At 46.9% G+C, this 18,397-nt stretch carries 21 protein-coding genes; 15 read left to right on the top strand and 6 right to left on the bottom strand.

Annotated features, from left to right (window positions below; translation table 11 throughout):
• The first annotated feature begins 20 nt into the window (after nucleotides 1-20).
• Both P2W84_RS11815 and P2W84_RS11810 read left to right on the top strand, forming a co-directional pair.
• Nucleotides 21-1,175 carry a prolipoprotein diacylglyceryl transferase family protein gene (locus P2W84_RS11815; protein ID WP_276090345.1) on the top strand — a complete coding sequence of 385 codons (1,155 nt, stop codon included), beginning with the start codon at nucleotides 21-23 and terminating at the stop codon, nucleotides 1,173-1,175.
• A 9-nt stretch (nucleotides 1,176-1,184) separates the two neighbouring features.
• The gene (locus tag P2W84_RS11810; protein WP_276090344.1) at nucleotides 1,185-1,979 is read left to right on the top strand and encodes an inositol monophosphatase family protein; all 795 of its coding nucleotides are present in this window, start codon (nucleotides 1,185-1,187) and stop codon (nucleotides 1,977-1,979) included.
• 26 nt (nucleotides 1,980-2,005) lie between these two features.
• On the opposite strand, the gene P2W84_RS11805 is transcribed toward P2W84_RS11810, so the two are convergent.
• The gene (locus tag P2W84_RS11805) at nucleotides 2,006-2,563 is read right to left on the bottom strand and encodes a NifU family protein (RefSeq protein WP_276090343.1); all 558 of its coding nucleotides are present in this window, start codon (nucleotides 2,561-2,563) and stop codon (nucleotides 2,006-2,008) included.
• Between the two features lie 130 nt (nucleotides 2,564-2,693).
• Nucleotides 2,694-4,040, bottom strand: coding sequence for an adenylosuccinate lyase (gene purB / locus P2W84_RS11800; protein ID WP_276090342.1), 1,347 nt, complete (start codon nucleotides 4,038-4,040; stop codon nucleotides 2,694-2,696).
• 125 nt (nucleotides 4,041-4,165) lie between these two features.
• On the opposite strand from purB, the gene P2W84_RS18000 reads away from it, so the two are divergent.
• The 5 genes from P2W84_RS18000 to P2W84_RS11775 all read left to right on the top strand — a co-directional run bounded on the left by P2W84_RS18000 (nucleotide 4,166) and on the right by P2W84_RS11775 (nucleotide 7,963).
• Complete coding sequence (locus P2W84_RS18000; RefSeq protein ID WP_346348960.1) at nucleotides 4,166-4,390, top strand: hypothetical protein; 225 nt, start codon at nucleotides 4,166-4,168, stop codon at nucleotides 4,388-4,390.
• Nucleotides 4,391-4,582: 192 nt separating this feature from the next.
• On the top strand, nucleotides 4,583-5,152 hold the full coding sequence (locus tag P2W84_RS11790) for a sigma-70 family RNA polymerase sigma factor (RefSeq protein ID WP_276090340.1): 570 nt from the start codon (nucleotides 4,583-4,585) through the stop codon (nucleotides 5,150-5,152).
• Between the two features lie 4 nt (nucleotides 5,153-5,156).
• Entirely contained in the window at nucleotides 5,157-6,257 is a 1,101-nt protein-coding gene (locus P2W84_RS11785; protein WP_276090339.1) for a serine protease, read from the top strand.
• 77 nt (nucleotides 6,258-6,334) lie between these two features.
• Nucleotides 6,335-7,276 carry a DUF72 domain-containing protein gene (locus tag P2W84_RS11780; protein WP_276090338.1) on the top strand — a complete coding sequence of 314 codons (942 nt, stop codon included), beginning with the start codon at nucleotides 6,335-6,337 and terminating at the stop codon, nucleotides 7,274-7,276.
• A gap of 51 nt (nucleotides 7,277-7,327) precedes the next feature.
• Nucleotides 7,328-7,963 carry a peroxiredoxin gene (locus tag P2W84_RS11775; protein WP_276090337.1) on the top strand — a complete coding sequence of 212 codons (636 nt, stop codon included), beginning with the start codon at nucleotides 7,328-7,330 and terminating at the stop codon, nucleotides 7,961-7,963.
• An 87-nt stretch (nucleotides 7,964-8,050) separates the two neighbouring features.
• Here P2W84_RS11775 and P2W84_RS11770 read toward each other — a convergent pair whose 3' ends face one another.
• Nucleotides 8,051-10,438: an outer membrane beta-barrel protein gene (locus tag P2W84_RS11770; protein WP_276090336.1), complete on the bottom strand. Its 2,388-nt coding sequence runs from the start codon at nucleotides 10,436-10,438 to the stop codon at nucleotides 8,051-8,053.
• A 30-nt stretch (nucleotides 10,439-10,468) separates the two neighbouring features.
• On the bottom strand, nucleotides 10,469-10,810 hold the full coding sequence (locus P2W84_RS11765) for a hypothetical protein (protein ID WP_276090335.1): 342 nt from the start codon (nucleotides 10,808-10,810) through the stop codon (nucleotides 10,469-10,471).
• 142 nt (nucleotides 10,811-10,952) lie between these two features.
• On the opposite strand from P2W84_RS11765, the gene P2W84_RS11760 reads away from it, so the two are divergent.
• From P2W84_RS11760 to P2W84_RS11740, 5 genes are all read left to right on the top strand, one after another.
• A complete protein-coding gene (locus P2W84_RS11760) occupies nucleotides 10,953-11,513 on the top strand; it encodes a sigma-70 family RNA polymerase sigma factor (protein ID WP_276090334.1) in 561 nt (186 codons plus the stop codon).
• Nucleotides 11,506-11,838 (top strand): hypothetical protein, encoded by a 333-nt coding sequence (locus P2W84_RS11755; RefSeq protein WP_276090333.1) that lies wholly within the window; start codon nucleotides 11,506-11,508, stop codon nucleotides 11,836-11,838. The genes P2W84_RS11760 and P2W84_RS11755 overlap by 8 nt, the downstream gene beginning before the upstream one ends.
• A gap of 89 nt (nucleotides 11,839-11,927) precedes the next feature.
• Nucleotides 11,928-12,764 carry an SDR family NAD(P)-dependent oxidoreductase gene (locus tag P2W84_RS11750; RefSeq protein WP_276090332.1) on the top strand — a complete coding sequence of 279 codons (837 nt, stop codon included), beginning with the start codon at nucleotides 11,928-11,930 and terminating at the stop codon, nucleotides 12,762-12,764.
• Nucleotides 12,765-12,802: 38 nt separating this feature from the next.
• The gene (locus P2W84_RS11745; RefSeq protein ID WP_276090331.1) at nucleotides 12,803-13,723 is read left to right on the top strand and encodes a helix-turn-helix transcriptional regulator; all 921 of its coding nucleotides are present in this window, start codon (nucleotides 12,803-12,805) and stop codon (nucleotides 13,721-13,723) included.
• 145 nt (nucleotides 13,724-13,868) lie between these two features.
• A complete protein-coding gene (locus P2W84_RS11740; protein ID WP_276090330.1) occupies nucleotides 13,869-14,375 on the top strand; it encodes a biopolymer transporter ExbD in 507 nt (168 codons plus the stop codon).
• A gap of 8 nt (nucleotides 14,376-14,383) precedes the next feature.
• Here the strand turns inward: P2W84_RS11740 and P2W84_RS11735 are convergent, their stop codons facing one another.
• On the bottom strand, nucleotides 14,384-14,575 hold the full coding sequence (locus P2W84_RS11735; RefSeq protein ID WP_276090329.1) for a hypothetical protein: 192 nt from the start codon (nucleotides 14,573-14,575) through the stop codon (nucleotides 14,384-14,386).
• A 469-nt stretch (nucleotides 14,576-15,044) separates the two neighbouring features.
• Nucleotides 15,045-15,419, bottom strand: coding sequence for a DUF1304 domain-containing protein (locus tag P2W84_RS11730; RefSeq protein WP_276090328.1), 375 nt, complete (start codon nucleotides 15,417-15,419; stop codon nucleotides 15,045-15,047).
• 89 nt (nucleotides 15,420-15,508) lie between these two features.
• Here P2W84_RS11730 and P2W84_RS11725 point away from each other — a divergent pair, with 89 nt between their 5' ends.
• From P2W84_RS11725 to P2W84_RS11715, 3 genes are all read left to right on the top strand, one after another.
• Entirely contained in the window at nucleotides 15,509-16,246 is a 738-nt protein-coding gene (locus tag P2W84_RS11725; protein WP_276090327.1) for an AraC family transcriptional regulator, read from the top strand.
• 49 nt (nucleotides 16,247-16,295) lie between these two features.
• Nucleotides 16,296-17,252, top strand: a complete 957-nt coding sequence (locus tag P2W84_RS11720) for an NAD(P)-dependent alcohol dehydrogenase (protein ID WP_276090326.1) — start codon at nucleotides 16,296-16,298, stop codon at nucleotides 17,250-17,252.
• A gap of 65 nt (nucleotides 17,253-17,317) precedes the next feature.
• Nucleotides 17,318-18,397 (top strand): alkene reductase, encoded by a 1,080-nt coding sequence (locus tag P2W84_RS11715; RefSeq protein ID WP_276090325.1) that lies wholly within the window; start codon nucleotides 17,318-17,320, stop codon nucleotides 18,395-18,397.

Here is an 18,397-nt window from a genome sequence, read left to right as displayed (position 1 = left end):
CGCATAAAACTTTTTTACGTATGTTTCCTACTGTTTCCCACTTCCTGGAGTATCTTTTCGGTATTCAGATCCCACTTCCCTTTAACACTTTCGGTGTATTTGTAGCTTTGGCTTTCATTGCCGGGTACTGGGCTTTTACCGAGGAGTTTAAACGTAAGGAAGCACTGGGCATTTTAAGATTTATAAAAAAGACAATACTGACAGGTAAGCCCGCGACTGCAGGCGAACTGGTGCTGAATGGCCTTTTCGGCTTCCTGATAGGATATAAGCTCGTTTATTCCCTGCTCAACTACAAGCTACTGGTAAGCGATGCGCAAGCCGTACTGCTCTCGGTGAAGGGAAATCTTCTAGGCGGATTATTTTTTGCCGGCCTTTTTGCCTACTGGGATTATAAAGAGAAAGAGGCCCGTAAGCTGGATAAACCCAAAAACGTTGAGGTGATCCAGAAACCTCATGAACTGATGAGCAATCTGATCGTCTGGGCCGCAGTATGGGGGTTCTTAGGTGCTAAGATATTTGATAATCTTGAACACTGGGATACTTTTGTACAGGATCCGATCGGTGGCCTGCTTTCCTTTAGCGGCCTGACCTTTTATGGCGGCCTGATCTGTGGCGGTGCCGCGGTACTTTATATTGCAAATAAAAATGGGATCAAGCCTTTGCATATGCTCGATATCGGCGGGCCTGGTATGATGCTGGCCTACAGTGTGGGAAGGATCGGCTGCCACATGTCAGGAGATGGTGATTGGGGGATTGTTAACCTGAATCCCAAACCTTTCAGCTGGCTTCCCGATTGGTTATGGGCCTATACCTATCCCAATAACGTAGCCAATGAAGGTGTACCTATACCTGGCTGCGTCGGCAGATTCTGCAATGTACTCCCCGAGCCCGTTTACCCTACGCCGATTTACGAGGTCATCGTTTGTTTTGTTTTATTCCTGATCTTATGGAAGTTGCGAAACCGGATCAAGCTGCCGGGCATGATGTTTGGTATTTACCTGATGATGAATGGTGTGGAGCGTTTTTTTATCGAACTGATCAGGGTAAACACAAAATACCATGTTGGAGGGCTTAGCTTTACACAGGCCGAGATGATCTCGGTACTTTTGTTCCTTTCAGGACTGTTGCTGGTTACCTATTCCATAAGGAACAAGGAAAAATTGAAGAATTATTAGCTATAAGATTTGGATTACGAACTGTTATGTACGAAGGTTGTCGCGATCGCGCGCCTTACTGGTAATTTCATCAGAAAGGAATCGATGGGCTTCGATGCCTCTGCGATAGAAACCAAGGGGCTGAATGACCTGGTTTCCTATGTAGACAAGAATGCGGAAAAGCAACTGACCAGAAACCTGAAGAAGCTGTTGCCGGAGGCGGGATTCACCACTGAGGAAAAGACCGAAACCAGCAGAGGGGAGACCTACAACTGGATCATAGACCCATTGGATGGCACCACCAATTTTATTCATGGCATACCGGTTTATTCAATCAGTATCGCTTTATATGAAGCAGATCAGCCTGTGATCGGAGTGGTTTATGAGATCAACAGGTCAGAAATGTTCTATGCGTATAAAGGCGGCGGCGCTTTCCTGAACAACAGGAAGATCAGCGTATCAGACAGGTCCCGGCTTGCTGACAGCCTTTTGGCTACCGGATTCCCCTATTATGCATTTGAACATCAGGAACAGTACATGGATTTGCTAGGCTCGTTAATGAGAAAGTGCCACGGCTTAAGGCGGATGGGTTCTGCCGCAGTTGACCTCGCCTATGTGGCTTGTGGAAGGTTCGATGCTTTTTTCGAATATAACCTCAATGCCTGGGATGTAGCAGCCGGTGCCTACCTGGTACAACAGGCCGGCGGCACCGTATCAAATTTTAAAGGCGGGGAAGAATTTATAGAAGAAAGGGAAATACTTGCCGGTAACGGAAAAGTAGAGGCAGAATTACTGGATGAAATGCGCCTGCACTTCAACAAATAAAAAAGGCCGCTTAAGCGGCCTTTTTCTTATAATGCTTCGGAAATAACTTCCTTTACTTCTGGTACCATGCGTTGCAGCAAGTTTTGTATTCCCGATTTTAAAGTGATCGTGGAAGAGGGGCATCCGCTGCAGGAACCTCTCAGTTCGACAGTAACTACCCCTTCAGCTTCGTCGAACGATTTGTAGCTGATGGCACCACCGTCCTGCTCCACGGCCGGACGCACATAGTCATGCAGGATCTGCTGTATCTTAATTTCTGTGTCTGTTCCTTCAAAGACCGGGCTTTCAGCTGTAGTATCTTCCTTTATCTTGTACTCTGACTCTACTGCCCCCTTCACAAAGTCTTTAAGGATCGGTTCTATATCTGTCCAATCGGCATCTTCCGTCTTGGTGATCGTAACAAAGTTACTCGCAAAGAATACCCCGTTCACAAAATTAAACTTGAACAACTCCCTGGCGAAAGGAGAGTGTTCCGCACTTTCCCTGGTCGCAAAGTCTTCACTGCCGTTGATCAGTAATTTGTTGACCATGAACTTCATGGTGGCAGGGTTTGGTGTTTGTTCTGTATATACGTTAATGGTCATTTCCTTTTTTTTATACAAAAATAAATAATTACCCAATGCAAAGACTGACGGCGTTGTCTGTTTTAGGTCATTATATAGTTCACCTGGACAGGATAATCCTATGACGCTAAAGACCTTTATGCTATCAGGACTAGAATATTCCGGTATAATTAAAGGGCGTAATTTCCTTCAGTTCCTGTTTCACCGCTTCGCTCACATCCAATCCATCAATGAATACTGACATCGTTGCGGCAGTGATCTTCTCATTGGTGCGGGTAAGGTCTTTCAGGGCTTCATAAGGATTCGGATAGGCTTCTCTGCGAAGTACGGTCTGGATGGCTTCCGCTACTACAGCCCAGTTATTTTCAAGATCAGTGTTTATGGCTTCTTCGTTTAACAGCAGCTTGTTCAGGCCCCTTAACGTAGAGGCAAAGGCAATTTGAGTATGGGCCACGGGTACCCCGATATTGCGTAATACAGTGGAATCAGTAAGGTCACGCTGTAACCTGGATACCGGTAGTTTGGCTGCAAAGAACTCAAACAGTGCATTGGCTATCCCTGCATTGCCTTCCGCATTTTCAAAATCGATAGGATTTACTTTATGCGGCATGGCCGAAGAACCCACTTCGCCTTCCTTGATCTTCTGCTTAAAATAGTTCTTGGAGATGTAGGTCCAGATGTCCCGGTCCATGTCTATAAGGATGTTGTTGATCCGCTTCATTGCATCACACTGTGCGGCAAACTGATCATAATGTTCAATCTGGGTGGTATGCTGTGCACGGTGCAGCCCAAGTATGTCGTTTACCAGGTGATTTGAAAACGAAACCCAGTCCACTTCCGGATAAGCGATATGATGCGCATTGAAGTTGCCTGTGGCACCACCAAACTTTGCACTGTTAGGGATCTTTTTCAGGCTGTCCAGCTGTATTTCCAACCTTTCAGCAAATACCAGGAACTCTTTTCCAAGTTTTGTAGGTGAGGCTGGCTGTCCATGGGTGTGGGCAAGCAGGGGAACGTTTTTCCATTCTCCGGCCAGTTCCCTGATCTTACCGATCAGTGTCTCCAGTTGTGGATAGTAGACCTCCTGCAGTGCAAGCTTCACCGTCAGCGGAATGGCCGTATTGTTGATGTCCTGCGAAGTCAGTCCAAAATGGATGAACTCTTTGTAATCCTGAAGGCCAAACTGGTCAAACCTTTTCTTAATGAAATACTCTACCGCCTTTACGTCATGATTGGTGATCTTTTCCGTTGATTTGATCTCTTGTGCATCTTCCTCAGAGAATTGCTCATGTATCGCACGCAGTCTGTCAAAGTTAACCTGGTCAAAACCCCGCAGCCCCGGAATATTTATAGTGCACAAAGCAATAAAATATTCAATTTCTACATACACACGGTATTTTATCAGTGCGTATTCTGAAAAGTAACCGGAAAGGGCATTTGTAGTATTTCGGTAACGTCCGTCAACCGGAGAAATGGCCTGGAGAGAAGATAAAGTCATGAATTGCGGTATTTTTTAAGCCGCAAAGTTAACATTATTCAAATAATAAATACGAGGGCAATAAAAAAGGCCTCTGACGTATCAGAAGCCTTTTTTATCTGTCAAGTTTAGCTTAGTGCTTAACGGTGTCAGTAGTAGTAGTAGTGGTAGTTACAGCTGTATCTTTAACAGTTGAGTCAGTTACAGTAGTGTCAACTTCAGTAGTGATAGTAGAAGAGTCAGTCATTGTAGTGTCTGTAGACTCACCTGATTTCTCAGAGTTACAAGCAGCTACTGATAAAGAGATTGCTAAAGCTAAAAAGCCAAATTTAAATGCATTTTTCATTTCTAATTCTGTTTTAAATAATTAATTAATTTTACTCTTAATACCCCGGAAGGCAAAAGGTAACCCAGGTAACCCGAAAAAAATAAAAAAAAAATATCCGGTCCTGTTTTACGCCCGAAAAGGTATATTTTTCCGGGTTAAAAAGAAGCTGTGACAAAAAAATGATCTTTTTTTTGTTTAACATTGGGTTACCATTCATGTATAAAAGTATTAATTGGTGAATAATAAGTTAAGCAGTTCAGTTCCAACAGATAGAGAGGTTGTATTAGGGATACTGAATGGCTCGGAGGAGGTGCTGAACAGATTGTATGCAGGATATTTCCCGATGGTGTTGCAGTTCATACTGAACAATAACGGGGACGATGACGACGCCAAAGATGTTTACCAGGAAGGAATCATCGTTGTATATAATAAGGTTAAAAGCGGCAATTTCGAGTTGAGCAGTAAGTTGAAAACCTACCTTTATTCGGTTTGCAGGCGAATCTGGTTAAAGAAACTTGCACAGCAGAGTAAGAAGACCAGTAATATCGCCGACTTCGAAGATGTTGTGATCGCTGTCGATGAAGACATCGAGCATCATGAAGAGAAAGACCGGCAGTTTGAGCAGATGCAGGCTGCGCTCCTTCATCTTGGAGAACCTTGCAAGACCATTATTCAGGACTTTTATATCCATAACCTGTCTATGCAGGATATCTGTGAGAAATTTGGTTATACCAATACAGATAATGCAAAGACACAAAAGTATAAATGTCTGCAAAGGTTAAAGAAGTTGTTTTTTCAAACATAGTGAAATGAGAAACGAGATAGAACTGGAAGCAATTATTGAGGATTATCTGAACGGTAAACTTACCCCGGCTGAAATGCAGGCCTTCGAGGCACTTCGCATCAAGGACCCGTCTATAGACCATAGGGTCGTAGCCCACAAAGTCTTCCTCGAATCACTTAAAGACTATGGACAAACCGTAGCGCTAAAGCACAGAATGGACCAGGCCCACGCAAGTATTGATGTCGAAGCCCTGAGTAAGGCATTAAGGCCGCATCCTTCCTTTATCGTCAACATGTGGCGTAAAAACAAGGCGACCATAGGCATTGCCGCTTCATTTATCCTGCTTTCCTTTGCGATGCTGTATTCCATTAACCAGAACACTCAGCAGATCGGGAATGTGGAACTGATGCGGAGCGAACTGGGCAAGATCAAAAACTCTCAAAGCAGCCTGATCAGAAAGATAAATTCCTCTGCGGCCGTTGCCACGGAGCCCAGGAATGAACGTCCGGCAAATTATGGCGGTACAGGTTTCGCACTTACCTCCAATGGCTACCTGCTCACCAACCTGCATGTTATTGAAGGAGCAGAATCCATCACTGTGGTGGACAATAGCGGTACACCTTACAAGGTACGCGTCATCAGGACAGATTCACAGTATGATCTTGCCATCCTGAAGATCACGGACGATAAGTTTAAAGGACTTTCCAGTCTGCCATACAGGCTTAAATCAAATACCATCGGAATGGGTGAGGAAGTATACACCCTCGGCTTTCCGAAAGATGATGCCGTTTACGGAAGAGGCTATGTAAGTTCCAGGACCGGTTATAACGGAGATACCACTCAATACCAGGTATCCATCCCGGTTAACCCCGGAAACAGCGGAGGTCCCTTACTGGATCAGCGTGGCAATATCATCGGTGTCATCAGTGCAAAGCAGAACCAGGTTGACGGTGCCACATTCGCAGTTAAGTCAAAATACATCCAGGAAGCACTGAACTCTATTCCAAACGATTCGCTGAATACCAAAGTTGCGTTCAGCAAAAGGAATAATCTCCAGGGGCTGAGCAAAACCAAACAGATCGAGAAGATCAAGGACTACGTTTTCATGATCAAGGTCTACAAATAGAAATTCCTTTTCAGGATATATGGCAAACCCCGAAACTTTACATTAGTTTCGGGGTTTTGTATTTAATTACCTTTCAGATGGATTTTGGAAAATTACCTGATCAAGAACTGCAATCCGTAGACTTCACTTTACCCGCTGACGGGGCACAGACCATAAAGATATTAAACAGGAGCAAGGTGCCCGATCCGCATTTTTTTGTAGGCTGCGCCAAATGGGGGCGTAAGGAGTGGTTAGGGATGATTTATCCGCCTAAAACCAAGGAAGCGAACTTCCTGGACGAGTACGTAAAACATTTCAATTCCATAGAACTTAATGCCGTTTTTTACAGTATTCCTGCACCTGAACTCATCAGGAAATGGTACGATAAAACCGCCGGAAACGCCACAAATAAGTTTGTATTCTGTCCTAAGTTTTCCAGGACCATCAGCCATATTAAGCGTTTGAAGGACGCCGAGATACCTACAGACCTGTACCTGGCCAGCATACATGAATTTGGGGAATTTCTGGGCCCCTGTTTCCTGCAACTGGGTGATAATTTCGGTCCGAACAACCTGGATGTGCTTGATCACTATCTTAAACACTTGCCAGCAGACCTGAAAGTCTTTGTCGAAGTCAGACACCCTCAGTGGTTTTCAGATCCGGGTGCAAGGAGTGGGCTTTTTGAAATGCTCTCCCGTTATGGAAAAGGTGCCGTCATTACCGATGCAAGCGGCAGGAGGGATTGCGTACATATGGAAGTGACCATACCCGAGATATTCGTCCGTTTTGTGGGGAACGGAGAAAAGCACCAGGCTTCCGATTTTTCAAGGGTAGACGAATGGGTAGAAAGAATCGCATTGTGGATGGATAAGGGACTCTCTGAGATATACTTCTTCCTTCACCAGCATGACGAAAAGGACACGCCAATCCTTGCAAACTATACCATTCAGCAGTTCAACAAACATCTGGGCGCGAAGATCCCCGAAATTAAATTCCTGAGGCCAGATGAAGATATTACAAATCAAAGAGAATTATTTTAATTACTATACCTAAATTGTAGACATTATTATAAACTTTAAAAATTAACAATTATGAGTTTAAGAATAGGGGACACCGCGCCCAACTTTCAGGCAAAAACCTCCATTGGAGAAATTGACTTCTATGAATACCTTGGCGATAGCTGGGGAGTATTGTTCTCACATCCTGCAGATTATACACCAGTGTGTACTACTGAACTTGGCCGTACCGCCTCGCTGAAGAATGAATTCGAAAAAAGGAATGTAAAGGTACTTGCCTTAAGTGTAGACTCCGTAGAATCGCACAAAGGCTGGATCAACGACATCAACGAGACACAGAATACGAATGTAGAGTTCCCGATCATTGCAGATGAGGACAAAAAGGTAGCCGATCTTTATGATATGATCCATCCCAACGCTTCCGATACCCTGACCGTACGTTCACTTTTTGTGATCTCTCCTGACAAGAAAGTAAAGCTGACCCTTACCTATCCGGCTTCAACCGGCCGTAACTTCAACGAAGTACTTAGGGTAATCGATTCCCTGCAACTGACCGCTAATTATAGCGTGGCTACCCCTGCAGACTGGGAAGACGGACAGGATGTCGTTGTCGCCAACAGCATTAAGACAGAGGATATCCCTTCAAAATTCCCTAAAGGACACAAGGTGATCAAACCTTACCTGAGGACTACACCTCAGCCTAACAGGTAATAAAAAAAAACGGAGCGAGGCCTACTGGCCATGCCCCGCCATCTAAATTAACGCTCTCTCAAAATATTATACGCTGGATCGCCAGTTTTAGTTGGATACATCATCATTCCTGATGCCACGCCTGGTTTTCTTAACGCCCTCCTTTAACTTTCCGAACTTATAGTTGAGACTGAACCTGTAAGCCCTCAGATAAGACTGGTCGCTGCTGCGTTCAGTGAAGTCAGAGCCCTCCGTTAGTATTACCAGTGTGCGGAACTTAGAGAAGGGATTGTTCAGCGTCACGGTAAAGTCCAGTTTGTCCTTAATGAGCTCGTGGCTGCTGGTAAAGCTGGTATTGACCAGGGACGCTGTAAATGACTGAAAGGAACGGGAACTGGGTGACCTTCCGACCACGTTGACATTTCCCGATAACCGCCAGACAGCCAGCGGACGGTAGCTGCCAGTAAATGTAAAATTATGAAACGCACCTTCGGTTGGCGGTACAATTTCGTTTTTAGCAGAGACATCTAAAAGCGCGAGATTACCATTGAAGCTCAGGCTTGCCTTTTTGCCCAGTGTGTAATTCAGGTAAAGATCTGCAGTCAGGGCTTTTCCCTTGCCGACATTAGCATAAGTACTCCTGGTAACCTTGGTGGCTTCGTCATAGGTAACGATGCGGAAGTCGAGGTTGTTGAAGAAAGAACAGGTCAGGCCGAGATTAACGGACAGTTTGCCATTCAAGTTATAACCAGCCATGACATTGTTGATGGTAGATGGTCTGAGCGCAGGATTGCCTGTAAATTCCGCATTGGGATTACTGCGATCGGTAAAGGGGTTGAGCCTGTTGATGCCCGGGCGTTTCAACCGCTGGGAAAACCCGAAATTCAGGTTGTGCTTGTCCGATAGCTGGGTACCAATGGACAGGGACGGCACTACGTTGAGGTAATCCTGGCCGATGTCGCCGCCGACTATCGTCTGCTCAGCCCTTACCCCGGCCTTAACGCCCCATTTTCCAAACTTATAGGCTAACGAAGTATAAGCTGCGTATACATCCTGCGTCGGCTTAAAATCATTCCGCGTAACCTCTGCCGATGAATAAGTAAAGTGACTGTTGTTGCTGCGGAGGATGGACTTTATACCCGCCTCAAGACCCAGTTCGCCGAATTTATCCACGTAATCGGCCTGGAGGGTATGTTCGCCGGTACCTGCCTCATTGTTTTGCCGGAAACCCGAATAGGGGTAGCTGACCAGTTCGGATAAGGCAAGCCGGTTGCCATTCTCATTCTCGTAATCAGCATACCGATAGGAAAAGGTAAAGGCGCGTGCCTTGCTGGTCCTTGACCCGAGCTGGTAATTGACAGATGCTTCAATATTGTCATTGTTGCCATTAAAGACATTTTCCAGGCGGTAACCTTGCATTAAAGCGCCATTTTGTGTAAGCGCAGACTGTTGCCATTGAAACGCATCAGACCAGTTCCTGTTGGCATTGAACTGAGCAGACAGCAACTGCACCTCGCTGATCTCGTAGCTGATTTCTGTACCGGCATAGCCAGTCTTACCGCTGGATTTGTGCTGACCGGACTGATCAAGAAAGCTGCCGTCCCCGGCATTTCTTTGCAGATACTGAGTAGTGGCAGGCACCTCGTTGTAAGACGCACCTGTAAATACTGAAGCATTGAATTTGCCTGCCTTGAAGTTGAAGCTGCCGCCAAGGCCCGGGCCTCCGGCAGGAAGACTGACGTTAGCGTTAAGGGTACCATTGTAGCCATCAGCAGTTTTTTTCGTCATCATGATGTTGATGATGCCTGCAAATCCTTCGGCGTCATACCGGGCCGGTGGATTGGTGATCACTTCGATCTTTTCAATGGTAGCGGCCGGCATGCTTCTGAGTACTTCCCTGGGGTTGTGTTCGACCATTCCTGACGGCCTGCCATTGATAAATATCCGGAAACCCGTACTGTTCTTCAGCAGGAGGTTCTGTTCCCCGTCCAGCGAAACAAAAGGTACCTTTCGCATCATTTCCAGTACGCTGTTGCCCCGGCTGTCCGGATCTGCCTGGACATCGTAAACGAGCCGGTCGGTCTCTTGCTTCACCAGGGGCCTTATGGCCCGCACCTCAACACCCTTAAGCTGTGCCGCGCTGGCCCGGATACGGACCATACCCAGATCGGTCTGAGCTTTCAGCGTGTCTTCCAGGTCTACCCGGAGGGTATTGTCCTGGTATCCAATCTGCGATATATTCAGGGAATATCTGCCTGCGGGGATACTACCGATCCGGAACTTGCCCGTACTGTCTGCGGTAGTACTTTTGACATTTTGGGCATTGTTGTTCAGCAGGCGGACGGTTGCCCAGGATGCGGGCCTGCCGCTTGCCGAGTCGATCAATTGCCCTTGTATGCTGAAACCAGCGTATTTGGTTTGCGCATTCGATGGTTCTGAAAAGGCAATACTGATCAGGCCTGCTAAAATCAGCAGGAATTTCGTGTATGATCTCATGATGTAAGTGTAGTCGGAGCCTTTGAGGGATTATGGTTTTTTTGACTTCATGGCCAGCAGGTAGTAAACCTGGAAACCGATGGCCAGAAACAGCAATTCGATGCCGTAGGGCAGCGGCGACTCAAGGGTACGGGCATCCGGGATGTAATTAATTACCACCAGGCCCAGTCCGGCAAAGGCCAGGACAACGCCCCATTTTAATGAGGCCAGCTGATGGTCGAAAGAATTGCTGAGCATTTTGAGCAGCTCAGGGTCTGTCTGACCAGAACTGATCAGCCGGTTTTTAAGAATGAAGTTCAAAACAGCGATGACAACTACTGCCACGGTAACAAAAAACGCTATTGAGATGGTGATACTTTCCATGTATTGCATAATCGTAAATTTTAAATGTGATCAATTGCCACAGTAGACACGCCGCTTTTTTATAATGTTGCAGAAAAATACGATATTTTATTCCAGTTACTTTCTTTAAAAAATTTGCAACATTAAACGGATTGCCCGTGTCTACTCGCGCATGGTACCTGAAAAGGAATTGGTAAGTAAAGTACTCGCCGGAGATGCACGGGCCTTTAAGTGCCTGGTAGAGCAGTATCAAAGGCTGGTACTCCATGTGAGCAGCAGGATGATCCGGAATGAAGACGATCTGAGCGACGTCTGCCAGGAAGTATTTATTAAGGTACATAAGGGACTTGGCACATTCACTTTTCAGTCTAAACTGAGTACCTGGATCGCACGGATCGCCTATCTGACCTCCGTTAACCATTTGCGTAAATACAAAAATGACCAACTGAACAGAAGCACCAGTGAAAACGACGAGCTGGATAACCTTCATTTTACAGAGCATACACCGGAGCGAATCCTGATCCGGAAGGACGTGAACGCCTATGTGCACCACCTGATCGCCCAGCTGCCCTTGAATTACCGGACGGTGCTGACCTTGTACCATTTGCAGGAATTCAGCTACCAGGAGATCGAGGAGATCACCGGCATGCCGGAGGGCACAGTAAAAAACTACCTGTTCAGGGCGAAGAAATTATTAAGGGAAAAACTGGAACTTTACTTAAAGCATGAGTGATATGAAAAATGAGGAACTGGACCGCCTGCTGATGCAGGCCCTGAAGGAAGAACCTAAAGTGGATTTACCTCTTGGCTTTCCGGCGATGGTCACACGCCATGTATTTGCCCGGTCAAGGCAGTTTAAGGCTTCGGTAGCTGCAGTGGCCTGGGGTTTGCTGACCGGTTGCCTCGTTTTCATCGGGCTGTTTATTTTAAACGCGTCGCTCGCTGAACAGCTATTGCGCATCCTGTACTCAGGTAAGTTTGTCCTTCTCACAGTAGTTGTCGCCTTTTTAGGTGTCCAGTACCTGGACCAGCGCTTTGTGAAGTTAAGGCAGTCATAGGAGCAAGGGTATTCCATCCCGGTTTCGGTTACAAACATCCCCGTTTCAGTTATTTCTCCAGAAAAGACAATAGGGACATTTGTACCACTATGGAACAAAAAACTTATCAATCAAAGACATGGTTCATTACCGGCGCCTCACGCGGATTTGGCAGGATATGGACCGAGGCAGCCCTGGAGCGTGGCGGCAGGGTCGCTGCCACCGCACGTAAACTCAGCAGCATTACCGACCTGAACGATAAATACGGGGACCGCGTACTGACGCTCGAACTGGACGTTACTGACGCTAAGCAGGCCAAAGATGCAGTAGAAAAAGCATATGCACATTTCGGTCATCTGGATATCGTGCTCAACAATGCAGGTTATTCGCTGGTAGGAACAATAGAGGAAAGCAGTGCCGATGACATTCGTATGCTGTATGAAACGAACGTGATCGGACCTGTTTCGGTCATCCAGGCAGCGCTGCCCTTATTGCGCGAGCAAGGCTATGGCCATATCCTGGGTACTTCCAGCAACCTCGGCCACGTTACGCTGCCGGTTATCGGTTATTATTGTTCATCCAAATGGGCCTTCGAAGCCATTCATGAAAGCCTGGCGACCGAGGTGAAACCGTTCAACATCAAAGTAACCATTATCGAACCCGGAGCATATGCTACCGAATTCGGCAGCCAGGAGTCGCTGAAATTTGCTGCGGGCATGGATATTTACGGAGACTATAAAGCGGAGTTCTTCAAAAGCCTGCAGGCGCTGGAACGTGGCGATCCTAAAGCGACGCCGCAGGCACTGTTCAAAATGGTCGACTCCGGCAATCCGCCGCTGCGCTTCAACCTGGGCAGTCATAACCTGGAATGGACCCGGAAGACTTACCAGGAACGGATGGCCGTTTGGGAAGAATGGAACGAGATTTCTGCATCGGCGCAAAAATAAGTCTGGTTTTGCGATGACTAACGCTTAGCTTTATTGTAATGAAGAAGGAAGAACAAGCACCGAAAAAATTCAGCTCCCTCACCGAGGCGCTGCAGGCCATGGGCTTACCCGGTCCCAAACATCCGCTGGTGGCCCTGATCGGCACCGGAACGGACGCAGAGGTCCGGCCACCGGCCGGTGGACATGTACTGAGCTTTTATAAGATCTCCTATAAACCCCGGCTGAGCGGACGCATCCGCTACGGCCAGGGTCATTATGATTTTGATGAGGGCGGGCTTTTATTTGCCGCTCCGGGGCAGGTGATGGGTGGTGGAGAGGAGCTGAGCAGTGGTGCCTGTTCCCAGTATACGCTATTGATCCACCCGGACCTGCTCTGGAACTACCCCCTGGCCAAGAAGATCAGGCAATATGGATTCTTCTCCTATGCTGCGAACGAGGCCCTGCACCTGTCTGAAAGCGAGAAGGCAAAAGTCATTGCGATATTCGAAAGCATAGGGGAGGAACTGGACAATCGCATCGACGAGCTGAGCCAGGATATGATCGTCGCCCAGATTGAGCTGCTGCTGACCTATGCGGAACGGTTTTACAAGCGGCAGTTCATTACCCGGAAGGTGGTGAACAGCGACCTGCTGGTAAAGCTCGAAAAAATCCTGTCCGCTTATTTTGCAGATGAGCAGGCGCTGAGCCGCGGTATTCCAACTGTACAGTATCTTGCCGGGCAGTTGAACCTGTCGCCCAGTTACCTGAGCGATATGTTGCGGACCTTGACCGGGCAGAACGCGCAGCAGCATATCCATGAAAGGCTCATCGAAAAGGCCAAGGAAAAGTTGTCCACCACAAACTTATCGGTCAGTGAGGTGGCCTATGCGCTGGGCTTTGAGCATCCGCAGTCCTTCAGCAGGTTATTCAAGGCGCGTACAGAGTTATCGCCAATGGAGTTCAGGAGAAGTTTCAACTGAGGAATAACCGGATTGACTGGGCCAATAAGCCAGCTATCGGTAACGCTTTCAAAGAATAAGGGTGCATTTTTTTCTATATAAAGCGAATAATCGTATGGATTTCTGAAGATTGTGTCATCATTCAGATATCTAAAACTAAAAGATTATGGCTGAACTTAGCGTATCCCGAAACAGTAGGGCGGTCCCTAAAGTGGACCTCACTGCAATGGTTGATCTGGCATTCCTGTTGATCACCTTTTTTATGTTGACCACTTCACTTTCAAAGCCCGTTGCTATGGATGTGGCAAAGCCGGATGACGGCGGCGTGCAGGAGGCTTGGCCTGCGTCCAGGACAATGACCATTTTGCTTGGAAAAAATGACAAAATCGCCTGGTATGTGGGTGAGCCCGGAAAGGTCAAACCTGACATAACCAACTTCAATCAGATCAGAAAATCGATTATAGAAAGTATGCAAAAAGTAGCATTAGCAAATCATAATGATAACCGTAAGCCCCTGTTTATCATCATTAAGCCTACCTCTGGCTCCAGCTACAAGAATTTTGTTGACATTATGGATGAACTTTCCCTGGCAGGGATCAAGGCCGCACCGGCAATCGATGATGACCATATTTTAGACGAAGAAAAATCCTTTATGAACCGGCACGGGTTATGAGCAATTGATCAGGAAGCCAGCCGTCTGGCTTTCCAGAAGTGCCTTGCCACCTGAACCATCACAAAGCCGGTCACAAAAATCATCACCAGTACCCATGGTACATTCAGGAAAAAACGAAGAAACAGGGCTTCAACTGTTCCCCAGATCAATATTCGGCGGATCAGTTGTAGTATCGGGTTCACTGGCTGAAATGGCTGCATACTTTCAATCATTAGTTTCTTAAAGATATTAATTTTATGCGATTATCATAATTTTTGTTCCTGCAGTCAACTACTTAACCCATCAAAGCAAAGATGATCAGCTGAGGTTACCTTTTGCAAATCCCAGCAAAATCGCCTATGGATATTTTTTACGTTTTCAAATGCTCATAATTTCCTTTTGTATCCTCTTTACAGCTATTACCTGGAAAATGCTATTTTTAACTATCTAAATCACTGCCTCTTGATTAATCTTATATACCTCATTATCTTCTGTTTCATCTTATATGGACTTGTAGCAGTAATCAAAAACAAAAACCTGACCCGACCAGAGAAGTTGGTTTGGCTCATTTTTGTGGTTTTCTTACCTGCAATCGGCACATCGATGTTCCTTAGGTCAACCTTTGTTATCAAACATGGGAAATGGTAGCCTGTGATGTCAGTTGACTACCGGGTACAGCCCGCCCTCGCCCTACGTCATCAACAAAAACGCCAAAGCAATAATTGCTGGCAATGCTTGGGTGACAAATATTCTTTTAGAGGACACGATTGCACCGTAGGTACCCGCAGTGATTACGCATACTAAGAAAAACAGCGCAACGTTCTTTTGCCATACCGGATCGGAAATGAAAAAACTCCATATCAGCCCTGCTGCCAAAAAACCATTGTACAATCCCTGATTGGCTGCTAAACCTTTGGTAGGCTTAAATAATTCTTCAGGCATAGCCTTCTTAAATACCTTTTTCCCAATTGTTTCCCAGGCAAACATTTCCATCCATAAAATGAACAGGTGTTCGATCGCGACAACCGCGATCAAAACTTTTGCAATGATGTTTATAAGTTCCATAACAGTTAGATGGTCACCCCAGGAGTATCAGTAGAAAATGCTGACTTAATCTTGGACATAGATTGTTAATTTAGAAGTGAATTTACACAATGAAAGCCCAATTAAAAAATCCATTTATCCTTGCACTCACTGCGCGCAATCTCACCGTAGAAATTCATCAGCATTCGGCCTACCAGATCGTCCTGTCGGGCGACTTGCCATTCACCTCAACGATCAATGGCCAGCTCCACCAGCACATCTACGGCTTCATCATCAAACCCCAGGTCACGCATCTATGTAATGCCGAGCAGGGGAGCCTCAGCGTGCTAAATATCGAGCCCTATTCCAATGTTGGTCTCAAGCTATCCGAAAGCTTCCTGCCCGGCCAAGATTGCATCCTATTTACCTCTAAAGCCGACATACAAAACCATTTCAAACTGGAAACGGAACAATTCGATACCCATTCCGTTATTGCCTCCCTGACTTCCGACACAGCAACCCCACAATACGACGAAAGGGTAACCACCATGGTCGACTACATCAACGCCAACTATTTCGAACGCGCAATCAACCCGCAAACCTTTGCAGACCTGGTTTTCCTTTCTCCCTCGCGCCTGGCTTCATTATTCAAACAGCAAACCGGCAGCAGCCTCTCCAAATACCTGCTTTGGACCCGATTGAGAGAAGCCATCTACGTCACCCTATCCGAAAAAGACAAGGCCCTCACCGACATCGCCTATTACTCCGGCTTTTATGACCTTCCACAATTGAATAAGTACATGTACCAGATGTTCGGAATGCCTCCCACAGCCTTAAAGCACAACAGTGATTTGATACAAGTCTACTAGCCGCCAACCCACCATCTTTGTTGCGTAGTTCATTCATAACTCAAGACATATGAAAACAATCGCATACAAAGCGTTCGGCAATACCAGCGTATTGCAAACCACAGAAGAGTCAATACCGTCCATCCAGCCAGATCAGGTATTGATCAAGGTCAGCGCCGTCTCCATCAATCCACTAGATTGGAAAATCAGGAAAGGAGAGATGAAACTGATGTCCGGCTCCAGATTTCCCAAACATACAGGAACCGATTTCTCGGGAATCATCGAGGAAACCGGCAGTTCCGTATCCGGTTTTAAAAAAGGAGACGAAGTATTTGGCGTTGTCAAAAACAACATGAAAGAAGGGGCACTTGCAGAATACGTCGCCGTGCCCGCCAGCCTGATCTGGAAGAAGCCTGCACAAATCACTTTAAACCAGGCTGCGGCAATTCCGACCGCAGGCGCGGCTGCAGTGACTGCACTTGGAAAAATGGGCAACATCGACTCCAGCACCCGTGTACTCGTCAATGGAGCCGCCGGCGGGTTCGGTATGTTCCTGCTGCAATTGCTGAAAGCTAAAGGCGCAAATGTTACTGCGGTTACCAGCACAGCCGGCACCGAGTATGCCCAGGAATGGGGAGCAGATGCCGTCATAGACTACCGCAATGAGAATCCACTTACCCTGGGAGCCCGGTACGATATCGTCATTGACCTTTCTGGTAAACTGGGCTATCAAAACGCAAAGCAACTCCTCAATGCCAGGGGCATATACCTGGATCCCGTTCCGCGACCAATAGATATAATCACCACGCCTATTAAAAACCTGTTCCGGAGTAGAAAGCACATTACCCTCATCACTGCGCCGTCACAGGAAAACATTGGCACTTTGCTACAAGCCGTAGAAAACGGGCTTCAGATCCACGTCAGCAAGGTCTTTTCGTTCTCACAAACCCAGGCAGCCTATGCCTATGCCGAAAAAGGAGGCTACATCGGCAAAATAGCGATTGATCTCACCACTCAAAAAGCCTGACCCAACCAAACAACATCAATTTAAACAAGTTAATCACTGTCAATCATCAGTAAACACTAAATATCATGAAACTCTTAACAACAACCACACTGGGAAATCTACATCTCAAAAACAGCATGGTCATGTCTGCAATGACCAGAAGCCGTGCAGACGTTAACGGGCTGGTCAGCGACATCCACGTCGAATATTATACACAACGGGCAGGAGCAGGACTGATCCTCACCGAGGCCATCAACATCAGCGAACAGGCGATCGGAAGCCCCCTCACGCCGGGCATCTTCACAACTGAACAGACCGAAGCCTGGCGTAAGGTAACCGGGGCCGTTCATGCAAAAGGCGGCCTTATCGTTGCGCAGCTCTGGCACACCGGCCGAGTAGGACACTCCATAGACCGCAAAGGCGCACTTCCGGTAGCTCCGTCACCTGTCGCCGTCACCGGGTCGAAGCACTTCACTTCCCAGGGGCCTCAAGACTTCGAGACACCCAGGGAACTCACCATCGACGAAATTCAAGCCATCGTTAAAGATTATGGCCAGGCCGCGAGAAACGCGATGGCAGCAGGGTTTGATGGCGTAGAATTGCATTCTGCAAACGGATACTTACCCAACCAGTTCCTGGCAGACAATGCCAATCAGCGCACAGACGAGTATGGCGGCAGCATCGCCAATAAGAGCCGTTTTGTCCTGGAAGTCATGGAAGAACTGATCGCTGCAGTAGGAGGGGACAAAGTAGGCATCAAACTATCACCTTTTCATCCTTACGGCGATATTTTGTTCGACAATCCGGTCGAAACCTTCCAATACCTGATCGATCAGCTCAATCAACTGGATTTCTCTTATGTCGAGCTGATGAAACGGAGCCCCATGTTTCCCGTCGCCAGTTACCCGCCAGATGACGAGATCGAACTATTCGGCAAACAAATCAAAACCACCGTAATTGCAAACAGCGGCTACAATAAGGCATCCGGCGAAGCAGAACTGAAAAAGGGCGTCGCTAAGCTCATCTCCTACGGCACCCTCTTTCTGGCCAATCCCGACCTTCCAAAGAGATTTGAAAAGGACGGACCGCTCAACGCACCCGACCGGGCCACCATGTTTGGCGGCGGTACAGAAGGATATATCGATTATCCTTTTCTGGAAGAATAA

The organism is Pedobacter sp. JY14-1 (assembly GCF_029269825.1).
Lineage (GTDB): Bacteria > Bacteroidota > Bacteroidia > Sphingobacteriales > Sphingobacteriaceae > Pedobacter.
The sequence above is the reverse complement of the archived record's forward strand: the minus strand, read 5'-3'. Positions and strand labels throughout refer to the sequence as shown.

Excerpts from the sequence above, each read along its gene's own strand:
- P2W84_RS11815 (WP_276090345.1), top strand. The coding sequence starts at position 21 with ATGTTTCCTACTGTTTCCCACTTCCTGGAGTATCTTTTCGGTATTCAG.
- P2W84_RS11805 (WP_276090343.1), bottom strand. The coding sequence starts at position 2,563 with ATGACCATTAACGTATATACAGAACAAACACCAAACCCTGCCACCATG.
- purB (WP_276090342.1), bottom strand. The coding sequence starts at position 4,040 with ATGACTTTATCTTCTCTCCAGGCCATTTCTCCGGTTGACGGACGTTAC.
- P2W84_RS11785 (WP_276090339.1), top strand. The coding sequence starts at position 5,157 with ATGAGAAACGAGATAGAACTGGAAGCAATTATTGAGGATTATCTGAAC.
- P2W84_RS11780 (WP_276090338.1), top strand. The coding sequence starts at position 6,335 with ATGGATTTTGGAAAATTACCTGATCAAGAACTGCAATCCGTAGACTTC.
- P2W84_RS11775 (WP_276090337.1), top strand. The coding sequence starts at position 7,328 with ATGAGTTTAAGAATAGGGGACACCGCGCCCAACTTTCAGGCAAAAACC.
- P2W84_RS11770 (WP_276090336.1), bottom strand. The coding sequence starts at position 10,438 with ATGAGATCATACACGAAATTCCTGCTGATTTTAGCAGGCCTGATCAGT.
- P2W84_RS11765 (WP_276090335.1), bottom strand. The coding sequence starts at position 10,810 with ATGCAATACATGGAAAGTATCACCATCTCAATAGCGTTTTTTGTTACC.
- P2W84_RS11760 (WP_276090334.1), top strand. The coding sequence starts at position 10,953 with ATGGTACCTGAAAAGGAATTGGTAAGTAAAGTACTCGCCGGAGATGCA.
- P2W84_RS11755 (WP_276090333.1), top strand. The coding sequence starts at position 11,506 with ATGAGTGATATGAAAAATGAGGAACTGGACCGCCTGCTGATGCAGGCC.
- P2W84_RS11750 (WP_276090332.1), top strand. The coding sequence starts at position 11,928 with ATGGAACAAAAAACTTATCAATCAAAGACATGGTTCATTACCGGCGCC.
- P2W84_RS11745 (WP_276090331.1), top strand. The coding sequence starts at position 12,803 with ATGAAGAAGGAAGAACAAGCACCGAAAAAATTCAGCTCCCTCACCGAG.
- P2W84_RS11740 (WP_276090330.1), top strand. The coding sequence starts at position 13,869 with ATGGCTGAACTTAGCGTATCCCGAAACAGTAGGGCGGTCCCTAAAGTG.
- P2W84_RS11735 (WP_276090329.1), bottom strand. The coding sequence starts at position 14,575 with ATGCAGCCATTTCAGCCAGTGAACCCGATACTACAACTGATCCGCCGA.
- P2W84_RS11730 (WP_276090328.1), bottom strand. The coding sequence starts at position 15,419 with ATGGAACTTATAAACATCATTGCAAAAGTTTTGATCGCGGTTGTCGCG.
- P2W84_RS11725 (WP_276090327.1), top strand. The coding sequence starts at position 15,509 with ATGAAAGCCCAATTAAAAAATCCATTTATCCTTGCACTCACTGCGCGC.
- P2W84_RS11720 (WP_276090326.1), top strand. The coding sequence starts at position 16,296 with ATGAAAACAATCGCATACAAAGCGTTCGGCAATACCAGCGTATTGCAA.
- P2W84_RS11715 (WP_276090325.1), top strand. The coding sequence starts at position 17,318 with ATGAAACTCTTAACAACAACCACACTGGGAAATCTACATCTCAAAAAC.